Source organism: Alteromonas sp. CNT1-28, assembly GCF_022348345.1.
Lineage (GTDB): Bacteria > Pseudomonadota > Gammaproteobacteria > Enterobacterales > Alteromonadaceae > Alteromonas > Alteromonas macleodii.
On record NZ_JAKREZ010000007.1, the window covers coordinates 92,799 to 114,151 of the forward strand.

18 protein-coding genes are annotated in these 21,353 nt (G+C 44.9%); 9 read left to right on the forward strand and 9 right to left on the reverse strand.

Going from position 1 to position 21,353, the window contains the following annotated elements; all coding sequences use genetic code 11:
• Window positions 1-8 precede the first annotated feature (8 nt).
• The 4 genes from MHN02_RS06690 to MHN02_RS06705 form a co-directional block, all read right to left on the reverse strand.
• Entirely contained in the window at window positions 9-1,403 is a 1,395-nt protein-coding gene (locus MHN02_RS06690; RefSeq protein WP_239245188.1) for a TolC family protein, read from the reverse strand.
• 188 nt (window positions 1,404-1,591) lie between these two features.
• Window positions 1,592-2,053, reverse strand: a complete 462-nt coding sequence (locus MHN02_RS06695) for a hypothetical protein (RefSeq protein ID WP_239245190.1) — start codon at window positions 2,051-2,053, stop codon at window positions 1,592-1,594.
• A 235-nt stretch (window positions 2,054-2,288) separates the two neighbouring features.
• Complete coding sequence (locus MHN02_RS06700; RefSeq protein ID WP_239245350.1) at window positions 2,289-3,377, reverse strand: alpha/beta fold hydrolase; 1,089 nt, start codon at window positions 3,375-3,377, stop codon at window positions 2,289-2,291.
• Window positions 3,378-3,461: 84 nt separating this feature from the next.
• Window positions 3,462-4,202 (reverse strand): glutathione peroxidase, encoded by a 741-nt coding sequence (locus tag MHN02_RS06705; RefSeq protein ID WP_239245192.1) that lies wholly within the window; start codon window positions 4,200-4,202, stop codon window positions 3,462-3,464.
• A gap of 225 nt (window positions 4,203-4,427) precedes the next feature.
• Between MHN02_RS06705 and MHN02_RS06710 the strand changes: the two genes are divergently transcribed.
• From MHN02_RS06710 to MHN02_RS06725, 4 genes are all read left to right on the forward strand, one after another.
• Window positions 4,428-5,123, forward strand: coding sequence for an AAA family ATPase (locus MHN02_RS06710; protein ID WP_014950447.1), 696 nt, complete (start codon window positions 4,428-4,430; stop codon window positions 5,121-5,123).
• On the forward strand, window positions 5,083-5,406 hold the full coding sequence (locus MHN02_RS06715; protein ID WP_039232099.1) for a hypothetical protein: 324 nt from the start codon (window positions 5,083-5,085) through the stop codon (window positions 5,404-5,406). The genes MHN02_RS06710 and MHN02_RS06715 overlap by 41 nt, the downstream gene beginning before the upstream one ends.
• Window positions 5,407-5,534: 128 nt before the next feature.
• Window positions 5,535-7,667 carry a GGDEF domain-containing protein gene (locus MHN02_RS06720; RefSeq protein ID WP_239245194.1) on the forward strand — a complete coding sequence of 711 codons (2,133 nt, stop codon included), beginning with the start codon at window positions 5,535-5,537 and terminating at the stop codon, window positions 7,665-7,667.
• An 18-nt stretch (window positions 7,668-7,685) separates the two neighbouring features.
• Complete coding sequence (locus MHN02_RS06725; protein ID WP_239245196.1) at window positions 7,686-8,003, forward strand: ADP-ribosylglycohydrolase; 318 nt, start codon at window positions 7,686-7,688, stop codon at window positions 8,001-8,003.
• Window positions 8,004-8,096: 93 nt separating this feature from the next.
• Here MHN02_RS06725 and prsR read toward each other — a convergent pair whose 3' ends face one another.
• The 4 genes from prsR to MHN02_RS06745 all read right to left on the reverse strand — a co-directional run bounded on the left by prsR (window position 8,097) and on the right by MHN02_RS06745 (window position 15,087).
• Window positions 8,097-9,458 (reverse strand): PEP-CTERM-box response regulator transcription factor, encoded by a 1,362-nt coding sequence (prsR, locus tag MHN02_RS06730; protein ID WP_014950451.1) that lies wholly within the window; start codon window positions 9,456-9,458, stop codon window positions 8,097-8,099.
• Between the two features lie 75 nt (window positions 9,459-9,533).
• Complete coding sequence (prsK, locus tag MHN02_RS06735; protein WP_239245198.1) at window positions 9,534-11,606, reverse strand: XrtA/PEP-CTERM system histidine kinase PrsK; 2,073 nt, start codon at window positions 11,604-11,606, stop codon at window positions 9,534-9,536.
• A 146-nt stretch (window positions 11,607-11,752) separates the two neighbouring features.
• Window positions 11,753-12,877, reverse strand: a complete 1,125-nt coding sequence (locus tag MHN02_RS06740) for a beta-ketoacyl-ACP synthase III (RefSeq protein WP_014977238.1) — start codon at window positions 12,875-12,877, stop codon at window positions 11,753-11,755.
• 407 nt (window positions 12,878-13,284) lie between these two features.
• Window positions 13,285-15,087: a choice-of-anchor I family protein gene (locus tag MHN02_RS06745; protein ID WP_168462653.1), complete on the reverse strand. Its 1,803-nt coding sequence runs from the start codon at window positions 15,085-15,087 to the stop codon at window positions 13,285-13,287.
• Window positions 15,088-15,589: 502 nt separating this feature from the next.
• Here MHN02_RS06745 and MHN02_RS06750 point away from each other — a divergent pair.
• The gene (locus MHN02_RS06750; protein WP_014950456.1) at window positions 15,590-16,387 is read left to right on the forward strand and encodes a M48 family metallopeptidase; all 798 of its coding nucleotides are present in this window, start codon (window positions 15,590-15,592) and stop codon (window positions 16,385-16,387) included.
• Window positions 16,388-16,532: 145 nt separating this feature from the next.
• Here the strand turns inward: MHN02_RS06750 and MHN02_RS06755 are convergent, their stop codons facing one another.
• Window positions 16,533-17,375: a mechanosensitive ion channel domain-containing protein gene (locus MHN02_RS06755; protein WP_014950457.1), complete on the reverse strand. Its 843-nt coding sequence runs from the start codon at window positions 17,373-17,375 to the stop codon at window positions 16,533-16,535.
• 908 nt (window positions 17,376-18,283) lie between these two features.
• On the opposite strand from MHN02_RS06755, the gene MHN02_RS06760 reads away from it, so the two are divergent.
• The 4 genes from MHN02_RS06760 to ruvX all read left to right on the forward strand — a co-directional run bounded on the left by MHN02_RS06760 (window position 18,284) and on the right by ruvX (window position 21,223).
• Window positions 18,284-19,012, forward strand: coding sequence for a 16S rRNA (uracil(1498)-N(3))-methyltransferase (locus MHN02_RS06760; protein WP_014980069.1), 729 nt, complete (start codon window positions 18,284-18,286; stop codon window positions 19,010-19,012).
• 138 nt (window positions 19,013-19,150) lie between these two features.
• Complete coding sequence (gene gshB, locus MHN02_RS06765; RefSeq protein WP_014950459.1) at window positions 19,151-20,104, forward strand: glutathione synthase; 954 nt, start codon at window positions 19,151-19,153, stop codon at window positions 20,102-20,104.
• 128 nt (window positions 20,105-20,232) lie between these two features.
• Window positions 20,233-20,799 carry a YqgE/AlgH family protein gene (locus MHN02_RS06770; RefSeq protein WP_014950460.1) on the forward strand — a complete coding sequence of 189 codons (567 nt, stop codon included), beginning with the start codon at window positions 20,233-20,235 and terminating at the stop codon, window positions 20,797-20,799.
• Window positions 20,792-21,223: a Holliday junction resolvase RuvX gene (ruvX, locus tag MHN02_RS06775; RefSeq protein WP_014980071.1), complete on the forward strand. Its 432-nt coding sequence runs from the start codon at window positions 20,792-20,794 to the stop codon at window positions 21,221-21,223. The genes MHN02_RS06770 and ruvX overlap by 8 nt, the downstream gene beginning before the upstream one ends.
• Window positions 21,224-21,353: the final 130 nt, after the last annotated feature.

Below are 21,353 nucleotides of genomic sequence, written 5' to 3' on the forward strand. Positions count from 1 at the left end.
ACTACTCTTTATTCGAAAAAATGGGCGTGAGTGGGCAGGTACAAATAAGCAAGTGACGCCAATGTTCTGGCGCGCTCGATGTCGATTTTGAGTAAATCATCCTGTACCTGTACTTGCTTGAGATTGGCATTGACAACATCACCGATATCACCGGTGTCTGTGGTATAAGCTGTCAGTTCAGCTTCAGAAAGTTGCCGTGTTTCACCAATTAACGCCGTTTCATAAAGCGCTTTGCGCTCACTTAGCGCTGACAAGCGTGATTTAAGCACCTCTGCATTCGCGGCAAGCTCGTTCACTTTCAAGCGGAAGTCCGTTTCAGACGCACTCATTTTGGAAGCCGCTGCGGATATTGAAGCGTCTTGACGAGATTTATTGAAAAACGGAAGGTCTACTTGAACACCCAATGACACAAAATCAGCTCGGCTTGCGCCATTTTGCGCGTCTTGTCTGTATCCATAACTTGCTTCAAATGCCCACTGAGACTTAGTTTGCTCTCGCGCTATGTTCACATTTTGCGCTTCTATCTGGGTCTGAATTTGAAGCAGCATAGCCTCAGGATGATGCTGTAGTATTGAAAAAGGCTCACTGTTCTCAATAACCGTTAAGAACGAAGAAAGGCTGAGGTTGCTGTCGTTTAAAATGGCATCGACTTCAATGGCGTCTTGTGTTGATTGGGTCAGGGGCGCGCTTACGGATTCATCTAGCGGCGCACCAAACCATTTTGAAAATGCCGATCTCGCTTCATTTTTTTGCTGGTAGGCCTGCACATATTTGTCGTCTAGTGACAACAATGCCAAGCGCACTTGCAGTATGTCTTGCTGCGCCGCTGCACCAACGCCTTGACTGTATCTGGAGTCAGTAAAATCGAGTAGCTGAGTAAGCAATGATTTCTCTTTGTCCAATAATCCAATGCGACGTGTTGCATAGACCCAATCTAACCAAGTAAGGGTAACTTCACGTTTAAGCCACGCCTTTCTAGCTTGGCTCTCTACCGACATTTGATCAGCCATAACCTGATACTTTTGCTGGCTGTAGAGGTTTTCATCGCCTCGCGGTAACTGCTGCTTCAAACCAACTTTAAATTGCGTCATAGGCTCTTGGTCAAATGCGAAGCCGTCGGTAGGCAAGTTTTGTACAGACGCTGAAACCTGAGGATTTGCCCAATATGATGACGCTTCAGCTTCTGCATTAAAGCGATCCTTTCGATGCGCATTCCCTTTAAGCAAAGGGTCGAATTGAATAGCTAACTGCAGCGCTTGTTCCAGGCTTAGGGTCTGCGCGACAACGGGCTTATTAGCCATCAAAAAAGAAGAAAGCACAAAAATTAAGGCGAACAAGGCGCTTACTTTACAAGGTCTGTTAGCGCTTTCGTTCACTTTTTTGGGTACCGAATAGTTGCTCATGTATAACATCACTTTTCAGGTGTAAGGCGTGTTGACGTTGCCCCGCTCTTCGCTAAATTCGACAAAGGGGATTAGCAAAAAGGCTTACCACGCGTTACATAGATAAAAGATTAGAGACATCTCAAAACGACAAGACGACGTCGTGACATAAAAACGTCTCTGCTGCGAAATAAATCCGCTAGATAGATCTATGCTGTGAAAAGTGACTTAGGTGGGCGAAACTGCCCGAAGTGAGGAGATGAGCGCTGCCCCAGTATAGGTGCAGTGGCAGCCATTCTGGCTACCGATATTTCGGTTTCAACGGTAGGCTGAATAAGCGCACTCGCGCTAAGATTAAAACAGTGATCGGCTGGGCAATTACATTCATCCTTGCAGCAAGACATGTCACTCATCTTCGATGCTTTCACGCTATTCACGCCTGCATCGCTAACTTGTACGCCGTCGAACTGAGCGGGTTTGCTCTTGCTGTTTTTAACACTTAAATCCGCATGTTGTGATGACAATTCTTGGTGCTGACAATGTGTATTAGCAGACTCAGGCATTCGAACCTGATGGTTAGCAAGAGCAGCATCCGACTGCGGTGTCATCACCGACATTGAATGGGCATGTTCGTATGAATGTTCGATAGATACAGCGCTACCTGACGACACGAGGGCCATCATTAAGAACAGTGTAAGGATAAACGAACTTGCATTCGCCGACCTATACCGTTTGCGCGTTAAACCAATCCGAAACTTTCTCAAATACTGTACTCAAAATATTGCTGTCTATTGTGCAACGAAATAATAGCGTGATGTAACCAAGCAGTAAAGCTAGCCGTTAATGTCGCTAAGCTAGGGCCTGTTGACCTTTGTTGTACACCAGAGGTCAACAGACCCCAGTAACTTATTCAAACTGAGACAGGTAATCTCGCAACATAAGGCCCATGGTTGAAAATAGCGGGTTTGCTTTAGGTACCGCACACTCTTCTTGCTGATTAACCATGCTTGCGTTGAAATTCATTTTATTGAGCAAGCTTGTATTCACAACTAAGTCTGCATGGCACAACCCGTACGATTCATCGATAACGAAAAAGGTATTCGGACCTTTACTTGCGTCCATTAACTGCTCTATTCCGAGAATTGGCGTGGTTACATCAGCTTGAGAATGAGCGGCAAATAGCGGCACTTCAATTTGCTGTCCTTCCTCGACTTTGTCCCGAATGATGTTTATTAAATCCATCAATTCCAACCCTGCTAAACCTGCCACATTTGGATACTTGTAAGGGTTGGGGCCATGAGTTTGATAGGTTCCATCAATAATTCTGGCTAAGAGTTTAATGCCCCAAATTCGAGACATACTTTCAGCATTATCAGACAGCGCCAGCGCGCCAGAAAATAGCATAAGACCATCAATATTATTTACTTCGTTTCCTGCACTATCCAGATAATGTTCAACCGCCAGCGCACCACCTGTAGAGAAGCCACCTACAAGCAAAGTATCACCCATGCTATCAGCCAATTTAATGACTTCATCAACATGCCCCTGCCAGCGCTCAGCTAAATCCCAGTCAGACATGTCATCGTCGGCATCTCGTTTACCATGCCCAGGCAAAAGCGGCACGACTACAGTGAAACCCTGTTCAAATAAGATGTTGGCGATTTCACGCATGAAGAAAGGTGAGTCGCTTAAGCCGTGGATAAGCACTGCCACCTTGCTGCTTGATTTGTTGGTCAGCATGAAAGGCGAATTGCCTTCATTGCGCAATACGTTGCTGCATACCGAAAAACGATGGAGTGCCGTTTCTCTACACGGCTGGGTTTGGCCCCACTCTTTTTCGTAAAATGCTTTGAACTGATTTTGAAGGTCTGAAAAACTTCTGCTTTTCATTTCGCTCGTATCGGGTATAGATAAATTTGCGGCTATAGCCATATTTACACCTAAAAGCGCAACAATACCTATGAGCATTTTTACAAAAAACTTCGATGACACTATTATTCTCCGCTACGGATAATTAATAAAAAACGGGAGCAGTTTACCATGCTCCCGTTTCTTGTGACGATTAATACGTATATTACGTTAGCTAAAGTAAACCTCTAGATCGTCAGAACCACCGATATGTTTACCACCGATAAAGACCTGCGGCACAGTTTCACGACCGCTAATCGCCGTTAAGCTGGTTAGTGATGCATCTTTGCCCAACACGATTTCTTCGTACTCGTAGCCTTTTTCATCAAGCAGTTTTTTCGCTTTAGCACAGAAAGGGCAACCCGGTTTTGTGATAATAGAAACAGGTGCGTTAGTTTGCTCTTCTGGCGCAATGTAAGCCAGCATGGTATCTGCATCCGACACCTCAAACGGGTCGCCAGCTACATCAGGTTCAATAAACATTTTGTCTACCACGCCATCTTTCACTAGCATCGAGTAACGCCAACTTCTTTTGCCGAAACCCAAATCCGCTTTATCGACTAGCATACCCATGCCATCGGTAAATTCTCCGTTACCGTCGGGAATAACGGTTATGTTAGCGGCTTCTTGCTCTGCGGCCCATGCATTCATAACGAAAGTATCGTTTACCGATACACAAACAATCTCATCAATGCCGTGCTTCGCAAACTTTTTCGCTAAAGCGTTATAGCGAGGCAAGTGGGTAGAAGAACAGGTTGGTGTAAAAGCACCTGGAAGTGAGAACACCACGACATTTTTGCCAGAAAATAATTCATCTGTCGTTTTCGTTACCCACGTCTCACCTTCTCTGCACGGAAATGAAACGCTAGGTACTTTTTGGCCTTCTTTGGAAGTGAAGCGACTTTCTGACATAACAACCTCTTATCGGTAATCTCAATTATAAAGTAAGAAGACTAGAATGAGTTTTTGCACAAATCAATAGGTATTGTCTTACATTCGTTAATATCGATTTTGATGCTGAACCTAGCTGATAGCCTGCCTATGCTTTGAGTGGAGGTTAGGTACGGTCGTGACACCATTCATGACCCACCGTAACGCTCAGTATTTTAACATAAGCGATATTCGAGGGTTATCACCATGATTATTTTGGTTGGTGGAGAAAAAGGCGGTAGCGGAAAGAGCTGCCTGGCACAAAACATTGCAGTGTATCTTCGCACTGAAAAAGGTGCCAAGGTGTTAATGGTCGACTGTGACCCGCAGCGAACGACCTCAGACTGGATCCAAGAGCGTAAAGCTAACCCTCGTCTCGCTGAAATTAACTGTGTTCAGTTATACGGTAAAATACGTAACGAATTACTTAGCCTTCGTCAGTATTACGATTACGTTGTAATAGACTGTGGTGGACAAGATAACCTAGCGCTTCGCTCGTCAATGGCGGTTGCTGACCATATACTGATTCCACTTAGACCCAAACGTCGCGATCTCAAAACGGTACCTCACATGGAAGATATTTTATCTACCTGTAAAATGGTCAACCCAAAAATGAATGCAGCCTTTGTCATTACTCAGTGCCCGTCACTTCCAAGCTTGGCTAACCGCATTCTAGAGGCAAAAGAGGTGTGTCGTTCATTTGGTATTCCCGTCCTAAACTCTGTTACTTTTAGTAGAAACATGTATGACGATTCAGAAGAGTCAGGGCAGTCAGTTATTGAGAGTGAACCAGAAGGTAAAGCGGCCACAGAAATAAGAACCTTGTTTGAAGAGCTACTAGCTGGCAAAGTGGAGGATGCTTATGAGTTTACTCAACCTCAAAAAGTCGAAGCCGTTAGCTAAGCCCAATCTACGAACTGTAGAAGATTTTATCGACGATGCGCTGCTTTATGCCCAAGGTAAAGTGGATAAAAAGCAACCATCGGCGGCAAAAAACGATTTAAAAGACGTTCGTACAGAGCGCGTTGTGCCGATAAGAAAGCCTGTAAAATCAGAAGGTATGCGACATGCTACCTTCACGTTAACACCGCAATGTATTGAAAAACTTGCAAACATTGCCCAAAAGACAGGTAAAGCCAAGTCTGCACTGATTCGAGAGTGGATTGAAAATAACAGCATAAATTAGACTAAAGTATAAATCCAAATACGTATTTCATTCGTTTTATCCTTCACAATAATAATGTTGCCTTGGCGTTAGCCTACTGGGATACTCACCGACAGCATGTTCTGACAGCGTATAGGAGATACAATCGAATGGGCCGTGAAGGATTTCGCACAGTGCGCGTACTGGTGTGTGCCCTGCTAATTGCTGTGCATGGCGCACAGGTAAAAACGGTAGAAGCGTTCGAGCTTTTCAATACCGAGATTGCTGATGTCGAGAACCTTTTAAATGCCAAGCAATATGCTGACGCCGATAGCAAGGCACTGTTGCTTTTAGAGCAAGCGCTACAACAGCAACAAATGTCTGCTGATACATTTTCTGCCCTCGGACTTTTACTTCAAAACGCATCGCGTTTTGAGGTGTCAAAAGCCATTTTTAATGCCGCCTTAGAACGCTACACCACAGATGGTGAATTAAACAAAATGGCGTCAACGCTATTACAACTAGCCACCTCAGAAAGACACCTTTCAAATTATGCCATTGCACTGACTTATGTGCGTCGCGCTATGTCTATTGCTCAAATTGAGCGTAATGAATTACTTAAGGCTAAATTGAACCTTGAGCTAGGCATAATTCAACAAGAACAAGGCGAAATTGAAACCGCTTTGGAGCCGTTAAAGCAAGCGCTACGTTATTTTCGTGAAAAAAACATGGCCAATGAAATGAGTGTTACGTTGCTGCGCATCGGTGAGATATACAGTTTGCTCAACCAAGCTACGTTGGCTCATACCTACTACCAAGACGCTTTCGACAGTATCGAGGAAACACAGGAGACTCGATTACTTGGTGTGATCAAAACTCGTATTGGTGCCCTGTCTCTCAAAACAGGCTCTGTAGACCAAGCGATAAGAGCAATTAACGAAGGTCTTGAACTCCTGCTATCCACCTCTGATGTAGGGGCCATAGCCGAAGCAAAAATGCTATTGGGAAGAGCATTGGTTGAAAACGGCGATACGGCTAAAGGGCGAGAGTTATTGCAAGAAGCCATGCAATTTGCCGATTCATCGGGTCAGGCAAAATTGGTCAAAGAAGGCAGACTCGCTTTAGCGCAAGCCTATATGAAAGAGCAGAGTTTCGAATTAGCCTTGGAAGAGGCTCGCACGGGTACCATTGACGCGAGAAAAAATAGAGACCTTAGAGGACAGCTTAGTTTTCTTTCGTTACAGCTAAGCGCCTTTGTATCACTAGGCGAATTCAAAAAAGCTTTAGATATTCAATCTGTTATGCAGCAGCTGCGTGAGGTACTACTTGATTCAGAAAACAAGTCTGCCATTGAAGGCCTGCAGGCTGAGATTGAGCTTGTGAGGCAATCTAGGACGTTGGAGCAACTGGAAGAGTCCAAGCAGCTGGCGTTAGCGCAAGCTGAGCGAGAAAACCTGCAGACGACTCTTCTTTGGAGCATATCATTAGCAGCGTTACTCTTGACGTTTTTAGTGTGGAGCCGCTACAAACAACGTCAGCAAACGATTATTTTGCGCCGAGAAGTACGCCAGCAAACACTCAATCTTCAAGAAAAAAATCAAGAACTGGAAAGAGCCTATAAAACGCTAGAAGAGGTAAGCCTGCGCGATCCGTTAACGGGTTTGTACAATAGGCACTACCTCGAATCGCAGCTTCCCGGTGAAATAAGGCGCAGCCAGTTCTCGGCAAAACAAAGCCCCAGTACAGGAAAGACGAAACAAGACTTACTTTGCTTACTTATTGATATCGACCACTTTAAGCGCATCAACGACGACTATGGGCATATTGCCGGCGATAAAGTGCTATCAGCGTTTGCCAATGTCCTCAAAGAGGTGTTCAGACAAACGGATTTAATTATTCGATGGGGAGGCGAGGAGTTTTTGGTGGTTTGTCGCCAATCTACTCGTGAAGAGCTCCCTGAGGTTGCCGAGCGCTGCCGAGAAATGGTCGCAAACACTCCTTTTGATATCGGCTTAGAAAAACCAATCAATATTACTTGTAGCATTGGCTTTTCGCTGCTTCCTCCAAATAGAGAGGGGGACTTTGATACCGCGTGGAAACGTACATTCGCTGTTATCGACTACGCGCTGTATGCCACTAAGTTATCAGGGAGAAATGGATGGGTTGGCGTAATCGAAACGCTTAAAACTCCAAGGGAATACCCCACTCCACTAGATACGAAGTTTAATTTTCCTAGTTCGAGAATTGCCACATCGTTCAACAACGTGGCAAGTATCAAATGGCCGGAGACCCTCGAGAAATAGCAGTAGAGGAATAGAGATATGTACAGAGGAAGCTGCAGCTGCCAAGCAATTCAATATGAAATTGATCATATCGGAGAGCTTGACGCCGATGACGAAACGCTAAGCCATTCAGATACCAGTGAACTGCGCGTTACAATTGAAAAAGAGCAGCTGGTTATTGACTGTGCACCGTCAGCGCTAGCGGAACTACACGAGGCTAATAACGAAACCCACCACGTGTGTAACATTTGTGGGAGCGTTATCTTTGTTGAGCGTGGCTCTAACCAAGTGTCGGTTGAGGTGACCTTCAGCGGTCATGACGTCTTAGCAGAGTCTCACTGCCAGTTTGTATTTTAAGTGGGTACACAAGGATAAAGGCGAACTGCGAGTTCGCCCAGATATCAACAGGTGAGAAGTACATTTCTCTCTTGTTTGGTAGTCATGTCTACCCTAGTCGCTATTTTTGATATCTTCCATATGGTATTTATCAATGAGCGAATACAACGTGGGACGAGTGACGCCAAGTAATTCTGCCGTTTTCGACATATTCTTATCTGCTTTTTGATAGGCCCTGCGAATAGCTCGACTTTCAGCAATTTCTCGCACTTCACGCAGATTCAACGTTTCAGGCTCATCATGGGCATCTACAGGCATCAAGCCTAAATCGTCAGGTTGAATTACCGTACCTTCAGCCATAATAACCGCCGACTTTAGCTTGTTTTGCATTTCTCGAATGTTGCCCGGCCACTTATGGGCTAGCATGGCGTTAACTGCAGTTTCTGAAAAGCTCTTCGCTTTAGCTTTGAATTCTTCGCGATAAATATTCAAGAACGTACGTGCAAGTAAAATAATGTCTTGGTCTCGTTCACGTAAAGGAGGGATCATGATCGGCATTTCCCCCACACGGTAATATAAATCTTCCCTGAACGTTTCTTGCGCCACCATAGCCTGTAAATCGCGGTGTGTTGCACAAATTACGCGTATATCAACGGGAATTTCATTGCGTCCACCAACGCGCTCGATCACGCGCTCCTGCAAAAACCGAAGCATCTTAGCTTGCAGACCAATGGGCATATCACCAATCTCATCTAAAAACAGTGTTCCGCCTTGTGCTGTTTCTATCTTGCCGACGGTGGTTTTGTTCGCGCCAGTAAACGCCCCTTTTTCGTAACCGAACAACTCACTTTCTAGTAAGTTCTCTGGGATAGACGCACAGTTAATAGCAACAAAAGGTTTGTCTTTTCTAGGGCTGTGTTCGTGAATACTGCGCGCGAAAACTTCTTTACCTGTGCCACTTTCACCAAGTAACAGAGTGCTTATGTCGGTATTGGCAATTTTCTCAGCGCGACGTACCACTTTTTGAATAGCTTCGCTGTTACCCACTATTCTGGACATGCCTGAACGGGTGCGGGCAAGAATGCTATTCTCATGCTCTAACTTAGACAGGTTAAGCGCACGGTGCACCAATAATTTGATGGTATCTGAATCGATAGGCTTCTGATAAAAATCGTATGCCCCAAAATCGATTGCTTTTAATGCGTGTTGTTTATCGTTATTACCTGTAACAACGATAACTTTGGTTCTAGGCGCTAGCGCAATGATATCGTGAAGAATACGTAAACCTTCCGACGCATTCGCTGGATCTGGCGGAAGCCCTAAATCTAGGGTAACAACCTTAGGTTCAAAACGACGGAGCTGGGCTATGGCAGATGTGTGATCGTCCGCAAAAACAACGTTGTAATCGGTAAGACTCCATTTAAGTTGCTTTTGGATACCTAAATCATCATCTACTACCAAAATGGTATCGGTCATTTCATCATCCTATTATTCTACTTCATCCATCGAAAGGGAGTGGATTTGATAATATCCACTTTTTAGTTATACACCCTATCCTATCGGAAAATACAGCGTAAAACAGCTACCGCGTCCAGGTTCACTTTGAACAGTTAGTTTGCCACCGATAGACTCGATATATGTTTTTGCATCATATGCACCAATCCCCATACCAGCATTGCCTTTCGTGGTATCAAATGGCTTGAATAGTCGCTCTTCAATAAACGCTTTATCCATACCTGACCCTGTATCTTCTATCAAAACAAGCTGCGATTTGTTGTCAGAATTTCCAGTAATCACCACGTCGACTTCTCCGTCATCTGCGGTTGCCTGCTGAGCGTTGCTGATTAGGTGATAAAGCACGTTTGCCACCTTATCCTTATCAACCGTCACGGCCGTTTCTTTTAGCACATGAACTGTTGGTAGCGGACGTAAACCTGAACAGCGGTTGTTGACCACATCTTTGGCCAGCTCCGAAATCAAAAATTCTGAGTTTACACCTTCTTCAACGGCCTTCTTATCAGTCAGCTGCTTGAGCATTTTTTCCATTCTTGCCTTAGTGTGCTCCAAGGTTTCGAAGGTGTCTTCGATAAATTCAGGGTTATGTTTATGCTGTTGAGCATTGGCAAGAATAAGGTCGACTTGAGCTAGTACATTTTTTAAGTCATGTAAAACGAACGCAGACATTCGATTGAATGCCGCAAATTGGGCGTTTTCTGCTACCACTTGAGCGGCCTCGTGGTGCTGCATGTACGTGCCTACTTGCTCAGATACGGCGGTTAGATAGTCTTTCACTTCCCAATTTAAAGTGATTTTTTCATTGTCTCCTGACGCGAGAACAGCAAATCCCCACAGTTTACCCTCTTTTAAGAAAGGCACGAAGAGTTGGTAGCCCCATGCTTTTAGTGCCTCTCTATCTAGCTTTAACCCCTCGTAATCGAATGGTTTGACGAGGTAGGCGTCCGTATCAATGATCCAGCCATTTTTGTCGCTGTAACTTGCAAGCGTTTCCAACGTTGTACAGGTAGCGTTGTTTTCTTTCGAATCAGTTGACGCTTCATTGTTATCTGTTGACGCAGTGTTTGTAATAGGTGATGCCTTAGCCACGCATTCATAGCCATTCTGCGTTACTTTAAATAGCAGACCTGACTCATATTGAATGGCGTTAAGCATTCCTGTTAGGCCAGCGTGGTAAACATCTGATGAGGTATCCCCTGCACGTGTTAACCACTGCGTTAATTTCACCCATTCAACGCGGTAGTCGAACTGATTCGCAAAGAAATGTTTAGTGATAAATACTTTTATCTTAGTGCGAAAGCCGTTGGACAAGAATACAGTGGCGAGCAATGCGAATGACATCACAACCAATATGATTTGAACCGTCGCTCCCCAGTTGCCTCCCATATAATTTATGGCGTAGCCGACAACAGCCATCACAAAAAGATAACCGCCCGCCACTAAGAGTAGAGAGCTGTGCAATACCACGTCCCGCGAGATAAAGATATCAATGCCCCAGTGATGAATTCGTCGAATCGATATGACGAGTAAGGGCATTAACAAGAAGTAAATATAGCCTCGTGCCGCTATGTAGCCAATTTCAACCTGGTTTACCATGGTAGCGTTTGCATAAGTAACGAACTCAAACAGGTTGGTTGCTCCCAGATAAATAATGATTGGTTTAAACGCCCACTGCTCACGCCCCGCCTGTCGATATACAACTTCCAGAAGAACAAGCACTTCTAATGACAGCACGATCAGTACAAGAAAGCTCCACGCGGGATTTACTACCAATAGATAAGGGGCTAGCAATGCTGCTAGTGCGGGGGCAATAATAATTAACGTTACAGGTCGTTTTAGAACGTCGAAGATATTACTAAAGCTGGTCTGTATACAGCCAGCCAAAAAGAGTAACCATGCGAGCTGCTTAAGCACGTCAGCGCTGAGTAACCAGCTTAGCGAGATAGGTCCAAATAGCGAAGTGATTAAGGTTGTAGACCATAAAAAGGTGGCTGCGGTCGCCAATACCAATAAATGCTTGGCTACGCCGGGTTTGCGTACCGTTAACAACAGCAATAAAAGGGCTAAGTGCGCCAGACTATTTAACCCATAGCCTACATCTGAAATCATCCTTTTATCTCACCTTTATTATCATTATTTAGGAGATGAAATACAGGGAGGCGCATTGATGCAACGTCCCTGAAACCTTCGATATACAGCACATAACGTTTTCAGCTAGGTACGGTGCGCAGGCATCGCCCGCGCTATGATAAAAACTATCGTTTACGGATCACTAGTGAGCCAATTGAATACCCTGCACCGAAAGAGCAAAGTACTCCCACGTCACCGGCAACCAGGTCTTCATGGTTTAAACCAAACGCAATCACAGAACCCGCAGAAGCCGTGTTGGCATACTCGTCCAACACAATTGGCGCTTCGGTACGGTCAGCATCGCGACCTAACAGGCGTTTGCAAATCAAGGTGTTCATATTGATATTAGCTTGGTGAAGCCACCAACGCTTGACGCCTTCTGGCGTAATGTCGTGACTCGCTAAATGCGCTTCAATATGCGCTGCTGCCAATGGACACACTTCCTTGAAAACTTTGCGACCCGCTTGATGGAACAGCTTATCAGGTCCATACGGATCAACGTCTTCGGCACGTGTCATGTAGCCAAAATTAGAACGAATATTGTTTGAGAATTTCGTCAATGCCTTGGTGCTTAGCACGTCGTATACGTGCTCACTTTTGGCGGTTTCAGCAAGCTCAAGCACCGTCGCCGTAGCCACATCGCCAAAAATAAAGTGACTGTCGCGATCAGCGTAGTTAATTTGCGGTGAGACCAACTCAGGGTTAATAACCAACACGCGAGTCGCATTTTTCGCGCTCAGCATTTCATAGGCGCGATGCATACCGAACGTTGCTGCAGAACAAGCAACTAGCATATCGAAACCAAACCCTTCAATATTAAGAGCTTCTTGTACTTCAATTGCAATCGCAGGATAAGCACGCTGGGTGTATGCACACGACACAATCACAGCATCAATTTCATCGGCCGTAACATTGGCGGATGCCAGAGCTAACTTGGCCGCTTCGACGGCAATTTCGGCTTGGTGAGAAAGTTCGTCATCTGCTCGAGGGGCAATCTTAGGCTTCATTCGAGTGATGTCTAGCGCACCCTCTTTTTGATAGATGTAGCGACTTTTAATTCCTGATGCTTTTTCGATGAACTCTGCACTTGAATAAGGCATTGCTGCTACATCACCTGATTCGATTTGCGCTTTATTTTCTTCGTTAAACGCATCTACGTAAGCATTGTAGCTATCTACGAGCTCTTCGTTAGTTATACTGTCTTTAGGGTGCCATACACCCACACCACTAATCACAACTTGCTGAGACATAGGCATTCTCTATTATTTGATAGCACTACGGTGGTATTGAGCATTGCGTTACTCTGTGTCCTAAACGCATCTATACCAGTGCAATTGAGCCTAATCGTATTTACCTTAAAAAATACGACTGCGTTTTATGGGTTATAGCTTACCTTAATCCTTAAACGGTGTAACCATTGCGAACGCAAGGAAAGCTCTATTCCTCCGTTTAATACCAGTCCGCATAGATAATTACCCACTCAGCGAGACTTAAAATGTTCGTAATCGTGGCGTGTTTTCGCAGGTATAGTGGCTCTACATCAAGGTGACACAACAAAGAGTAAGGACATTTAAAACTCGCCCTTCGGGAAGGTCTGGCAAGCTTCCAATAAAAAACCCCGCTTCAAAGCGGGGTTTCATGTAATCAACGCGGGAGCTTACAGCTGGTTGATTTGCCACACCGTTACTGTGCCGCTAACTTCGTTGCCTACAACAAGAAGAGGCACACCGCTTGGGCTGTCTTCAGCGCTAACAAAAACCAGGCTTTCTGGCGCTAGGTCACCAATGACATCGTCGCTTGTCAAACCTTCGGTTAGGTCACGGTTAATTACATATTCTGCAAATTGAACGTCATAAGGGTTAGTAACGTCGTATACGAAAATACCGCCCATGCGCTCTGTGCCGATAAACGCGTAAGTGCGATCGCCAACTTGACCCAAGGTTAACGCTTCTGGCTCTGGACCTTTATTCTCTGAGCGCGAGTCGCTTGCATTTTCATCGTCACCATTGTTGAACTGCGCCCCATGAACCGACGCTGTAATACGTTCAAAATCATCACCCGAGTCATAAACCACTAAACCATTTTGATCCCAGATAGTGAATGAACGTGCACCGTAAGCGTACGCTGCATCGTACTCTCCGTTTCCGTCAGCATCACCCATAGCTGAAGTTACACGTAAGTCGTCCGCTTCACCTGTCGCCTGTAGCATAGCTAATTCAGAGTTGGCGGCAGCGGTAAGATCTTCTACTTTAACTTCGTCTGTATAAGCTAGACAGCCATCATCTTCGTCAAAATCAACACCACCTGCAGCAGTACATGCCGCCTCATCAGCAGCGTCAAAGAAGTACTCACGGGCATCGCCTTCGTTAGCGGTAAGAATGAAAGTCGCATCCTTCCATGTAAAGTTAGCAATGGTATCAGGCTGGTATACACCATAAATACCTGTGTACTGACCAAAACTCACCGCATCATTTTCTTGGATATCAATATTAAGTCCAGCCCAAGACTTAGTTCCTAAGCCGACGACATCTACCGTTAACTCTTCCAAGTCAATAATCGCAAGGCCATTGTTTTCCTGAAGACTAACGTATGCAACATCGTTAGTAGCGGTGATGTATTCTGGTTCCAGATCTTTCGCTACCGTTGAGGTAATAGCTGTGCCGTTAATCGTGCGTCCTGCTGGGTTAGGAAACATCATTCCCTGCGCCATCAAGTCTGCTTCAGTACCGTTTAGAGCAGTAAAGCCAACGGTCGTCCCCGTTTCTTCTGGCTCACCACTTGCAAGAATATTTATGACGCTAACAGAACCTTCAGGGTCAATGGTGTAGTCATCAGAAGGCTCACCCTCGTTCGCTACCAACACTTTGCCACCATCCGGCGTAAAAGTGACCATATCCGGTAGTGCACCAACCTCGACAGAATCCAAAAAGGCTGGAGCAGAACTGTCTAGCCCGTTGTAGAACAACACATAACCGTTATCAGTTTTAACGTCTGCAGGTACAGCAACAGCCATAAGGTCACCGCTAACCGCAATGCTTGTTAAGCTACCTAAAGTCACACCATTTATATCGGCAGGCAGTGCGATAGTGGTAAGCGTTAGCGTAGTGGTGTTTATCGGATCAGCCATAGTAGCCGTGTTTACGCTAGAGGCATCAATAACTGCTATTGTATTCGTCTCGCCGTTTGTCGCGTAAATCGTATTGGTCTCAGCATGGTACTGAACAATTTCTGCGGCCGTTTGATTGCCTAAGAAAGCACGACCAACGATATCCATTGCAATGCCGATTGACGCATCGGTACCATCACTTCCGTCTGTCCCTGGGTCACCTTGTTCACCCTGAGGTCCTTGAGCTCCTGTTTCGCCCTGCGCACCGTCGTCACCGTCAAGGCCACATCCCGTGAGCGCCGCTGATACTAAAAATGCAAGTAACCCGTATTTAAACTTATTACGCACTGCCATTTGATTTCCTTTTTATTTGTATTTTTGTCGTACGTTATGAGGCTCGAGAAACCCAAGGATTTTTCCACCTTGTTCTCGCAAAGCGAAGGAAGAAAACAGGGATCCCTAACCTTAGTACACCAGAAATTTTATGTAACTTCTATGTATAAATTAGAATCAGTTTATGACACAAATATTAAATAGGCAAAAGCGCGTAACTTTTCTATAACAATAGATGGCACACACGCCGCTTTAAATATGGACAGCACGGAGCAGTAGGCTCAAAGTAATCACACTTCGCTCATGCAATTGTAAGCATATATTTCAAATATCCCTCGGCGTGTAAGGAAAAACGGTTTAGCTTAACAGCGGAACACGCTTCGCTTTTTCAAAGGTATAGTTTTATTTATAAGCACTATCTGATACTAATATTGCCAAATAGACGTATAAACTGAATGGGATAGTGCTTTAGCGCGCAAAAGTGAGCGAAGCGAGAACATTCAGTTATTAAAAAGGATTAACCATGAAATTGAAATTCACAGCTTCGGCAGTTATTGCCGCAGCGCTTACTTTAACAGCCTGTGCAACATCTCCTACGGGTAGAAATCAAGTGTTGCTCTATTCTGAAACTCAGCTCGCGCAAATGGGTGATCAGGCATTCACGGGCATGAAAGAAGAATTAAAAATTTCGAATAAAGCGGTTCAAAATTCTTACGTAGAATGCGTTGCAAATGCCATCACTGCTCAAGTACCAGCCACGGTATTCAATGGACAATGGGAAGTCGTTGTATTCGACGATGAACAAGTTAACGCATTTGCGCTACCCGGTGGAAAAATTGGTGTCTATACAGGCTTGCTCAACGTTGCAGAAAACCAGCATCAACTTGCTGCTGTCATTGGCCATGAAGTAGGTCATGTTATTGCAGAGCATGGTAATGAGAGAATGTCGCAGTCAACATTGATAAATATGGGCAGTCAGGCGGTAGGCCAAGTTTTAGCCGCGAATGAAGTGCCTCAGTCGGGTCCCATCATGGCTGCGATCGGATTAGGTGTTCAAGTCGGTGTCCAACTTCCTTTTAGCCGAACTCATGAATCTGAAGCCGATGTCATTGGTCTTCAGCTAATGGCGAAGTCTGGGTTTGACCCAAGACAATCTGTAAACTTGTGGCAAAACATGGACGCAGCAAGCGGCGGCAACCGCCCAATGGAACTTTTGTCGACTCACCCAGCACCTCAAACCAGAATTGATAATTTACAAGCGAACATGCCTAACGCCTATGCAGACTATCAAGCTACTGCTTACCGCCCGAACTGTCGCTAAAAGTATGTAATGCTATTCCGCATAGGCCATTACCCCGCTCAGCGAGAGTTAAAACGTTCGTAATCGCGGCGTGTTACGTCGCTCTTAATCTTAGGATAAAAAAAACGCTGCGAAATGCAGCGTTTTTTGTTTGAAACCAACGAAATTATTCGCTGTCTGCTTTGTGAAGATGTACATCCATTTGTGGGAATGGAATTGAAATACCCTCTTCATCAAAACGCAGTTTAACGTTTTCAGTGAAGTCGAATTTAACACCCCAGAAATCGGCAGAATTCACCCATGGACGAACAATAAAGTTCACGCTGCTGTCGGCCAGTTCAGATACTGCAATTTTAGGCGCTGGCTCTGCAAGAATACGCTCATCAGCCGCCACCATTTCTTCAAGAATTCTTTTCGCCTTAAGAAGGTCAGCGTCGTAACCAATACCAACAACCATGTCCACACGACGCGTGTCTCTTGCTGAATAGTTAGTGATGTTGCCACCGTAGATGTTGCCATTAGGAACAATAATTTCTTTATTGTCTGGTGTGTTCATTGTTGTGGTGAAAATACCAATCTTAACAATAGAACCAGCAGTACCTGCAGCTTCGACAAAGTCACCCGCTTTAAATGGTTTGAAAACTAGAAGCATTACGCCAGCTGCAAAGTTCTTAAGCGAGTCTTGCAATGACAAACCAATAGCTAAACCAGCAGCACCTAATATAGCAACTAATGACGTTGTATCTACGCCTAGCTGATCAAGCGAAGCGACAATAACAAACAGCATTAGAATGGCGCTAAGGATAGCTTCCAGGAAGTCCACTAGCATGTTGTCGTATTTAGACTTGGCCATTAGGCGTCTAAATACAGATAAAATGAAACCAACTACGATCCTACCTATTACATAAATCGCGATTGCCATCAGAATGTTAATCCCCCACGGGATGGCGTAATCGTTTATGTACCTTTCAACATCGCTTGCAGAAAAAAGCGAAAGTTTTTCTTCCATAATATGGTCCTTGTCATGGTTAGTTGATAATTGCTCAAATACGGTAGCAGCTATTTGATTTAAGACCAATATAATATGGGCTCAAACACAGTAAATTTGCTCTAAAGTCTAAGCTACATGGGTATTTAAAAGCGTTAGCATTATACAAAAGTAGAGGAAATTCATTTGTTTTACTTTAGGATCCACTGTCCTTTTTTGTACATTTTTGCAGCGGTTTGCTGGCCATCTAAGCAAGGCGGGTGTTTGACGGTCTAGTAGCTCTAAATCGACAAGTTTCTATGCCGTATAGGTGGCACATAGGCGCTAGAATGAAAAAACAAAAAATGAACGCTTTTTATTCGCTTGTCACACGCTTGTCACTCAACAAGCGCATCCTTCATCACGAAGCTTAAATGCGCTTTGTGTTTCTTTTCCATTTTTTGGAAGTTACCGAGTTATAAGACATTTTTTTTGATGATTTTTTAGCCTCAAAGTTTTAGACTAAAGTCTCATGAAAGTTGACTGTTCACTACGCCTCATCAGTGTGTGTTGAGCAACTTCATGAAGGAGCTTTAGCAAACTATGTCACGTAAAGGATTAACGCATGTTGCTTCTCATAACCCTGTTTTCGGTGGTTTTGTGTTTATTTTTATATTCACTGCGCACCGATAAAGGAAAACATACTAAGTACGCAAGAGCGGACTACCGCCCAGCAGCCCAATCGAAGTCTTCATCCAACGTGTTGAAATCTACTTCGAGAAACTCTTCGCCTTCCGCGGCCTAGAGAGTGAGTCATGTGATTCTTAAATAGGCAGCATGCTGTCGTTTGCGTAAGTTTTTGCATATTTACTTACGCGATGTTGTCGACAGCATTGCAACCTGTATCCACACACGTATTATACGCGTTAAAACTACACATCTGATTTGTTATGCGTATACCAAGAGTTTATTACCCCAACCCAATCCCGTTAGAACAAGAGTTTGAGTTAACTGAAGACGCCGGTCATCACATCGCGACGGTACTGCGCATAAAGCCCAATCGCCCTATTGTGCTTTTTAATGGCGACGGCAATGAATACAGTGCGCAAATTATTAGCGTTCAAAGAAAAAAAGTGACGGTTGAAGCCGACGCTTGTTTATCGCTAGCGAAAGAGTCCCCGCTTCATTTGCACTTAGGTCAAGGGGTATCTAAAGGCGATAGAATGGATACCGTGCTACAAAAAAGCGTGGAACTTGGCGTATCAGAAATAACGCCCGTCATCACTGAACGCTGTACGGTTAAACTCGACGAGTCGCGCTGGGAAAAGAAAATTCAGCAATGGCAGAAGATCATTATTGGCGCCTGTGAACAAAGCGGTCGCAACATTATTCCCGCGCTCAACGCCCCGGTTAGTCTTAATCAATGGTTGTCGTCTTCAACCAATACCACAAGATTAGTTCTCGCACCTGGCGCAGAGCAAAGCTTGGCAAGACAACCTTATAATGCTCAAGGCTTTCGTTTGCTTATTGGCCCTGAAGGTGGGTTATCTGAAACAGAAATTCATCAGGCAAACGAAAACGGTTATCAGTCGGTAAGTTTGGGCCCACGTATTTTGCGCACCGAGACAGCGGCAATTACAAGCCTAAGTATTCTTCAAGCTCAGCACGGCGACTTCTAAGTCAGTATTTTAGGCAGCTATATAGCAAGCATAGTGCTAGCTCAGTAACTTGAAGAATTCAGGTGTGCCCCCATATATGATTACAATCAGCTGGGCCATCTGAGCCGGCATTTTATCAACATTCAAGGTGAAAACATTATGCAATATACCGTTGGCGTAATTATGGACCCCATCGCGAGCATTAAGCCACATAAAGATACAAGCTTTGCGATGATGCTTGAAGCTCAGCGCCGCGGTGCAAAGGTTGTATATTTTGAATTAAAAGACCTGTATTTAGACAATGGTAAGCCTATGGGTTTAGGTAAAACCGTATCGGTCAAGGATCAAGCTACAGATTTCTACACCATTGAAGACGAGTCGACCTTGCATTTAGGCGACATTGATGTGTTACTCATGCGCAAAGATCCACCCTTTGACAGCGAGTTTTTGTATGCGACTCAGGTGCTGTCGCTTGCGCAGGACGCGGGAGCGCTAGTTGTAAATAACCCTCAAGCGCTTCGCGACTACAACGAGAAGCTGTTTACGTCGTACTTCCCAGAACACATTCCCAATACCTTAGTCACGAACAACCAAGCGCTTATCCGTGAGTTTCACGCCAAGCACCAAGACATTATTTGCAAACCCTTAGACGGTATGGGTGGCGCGTCTATCTTTAGAGTGAAGCCTGATGGCAATAACTTAGGCGTTATTATTGAAACCCTAACCAAGTTAGGCACGCGCTACATGATGGTACAAGAGTACCTTCCAGAGATTAAAGACGGCGATAAGCGCGTACTCATCGTTGATGGTGAAGTCATGCCGTACTGCTTAGCGCGACTGCCTACAAAAGGGGAAACCAGAGGTAACCTAGCCGCTGGCGGTACAGGACGCCCTCAGCCAATCTCAGATTCTGACCGCGCCCTAGCCGAAGCCATCGCGCCAACGCTCAAGGAAAATAACATTTTATTTGTAGGACTTGATGTTATTGGCAGCAAAATTACTGAAATAAACATTACTAGCCCAACTTGCGTAAGAGAAATAGAAGCAGCTTACGATGTTAATATAATGGGTGCGCTGTTTGACGCCATTGAAAAGCGCTTAGCCAGTAAATAAAGTAAGGTTGTATTGGTAACACAGTGCAGTTCGTATCGTAAAAAGCAAATATGAGTGGATAGAGCGCCTTTAGCTTCAATAGTGTAAAGGCCCTCACAGAGCAAAAGATAGTAGATAAAAGACAAACTATGACGGAATTAAAAAGCCTACAAAATCATTTTCTGGTCGCGATGCCTAGTTTGGACGATCCGTATTTTTCTCGCTCACTCATTTATATTTGTGAACACAACGCTGAAGGTGCTATGGGTATTGTAGTAAATCAACCCTCTACCATGAACGTGAAGCAGCTTCTTGAACAGACTGATAAAGAACTCACTGTGTCTGACGACAAAGCAGAGCAAATCGTGCTGGCTGGCGGTCCTGTAAGCCAAGAGCGAGGATTTGTGCTGCACTCGTCGCAAAGAGAGTGGGCATCTAGCTTAAAGCTTGCACCAGGGGTTATGGTGACCACCTCCAAGGACATTTTGACTGCTATTGCCAATGATGAAGGCCCTGAAGACGTTTTGATTGCTTTGGGGTACGCGGGCTGGACAGCCGGTCAGCTTGAGAAGGAAATGCAGGAAAACGCATGGCTCACCATCGAAGCTGACGAAGAAATTCTGTTTAACACGCCTATGCACAAGAAATGGCAAGCAACAGTAAATAAACTCGGTGTGGATGTATGGCAGCTAGCACCGGGAGCGGGACATGCCTGATATAGGAAATCGTACGGTACTTGCGTTTGATTTTGGTACCAAAAGCATTGGCGTGGCGGTAGGTCAGGAAATTACCGGTACGGCTTCCCCTCTTGCAGCGCTGAAGGCACGAGACGGTATTCCTGACTGGACGTTAATAGAAAAGCTTTACGAAGAATGGCAACCGCATATCGTGGTGGTGGGTTTACCGCTTAATATGGATGGTACTGAGCAGGAGATGACTCAACGCGCCCGCAAATTTGCAAACCGTCTACATGGGCGTTTTAAAGTGGCCGTTGACACCTGTGATGAGCGACTGACTACCACAGACGCTAAAGCCATGCTGTTTGAGTTAGGTGGCTATAAGAAACTGACTAAAGATAAGGTTGATAGTGTGTCGGCCTGTGTAATATTCGCTAGCTGGAGCGAGAGTCAGTACGAATAATTGTTAGGGCCTGTTGACCTTTGTATGCTGCTAGGGCCTGTTGACCTTTGGTGTACGAATTTTGGTCTAAATGGAAGCCTTTTAATCGCGAAACAGTCCTGCAAGCCTAGCGGGCTAAGTTAAAGGACTG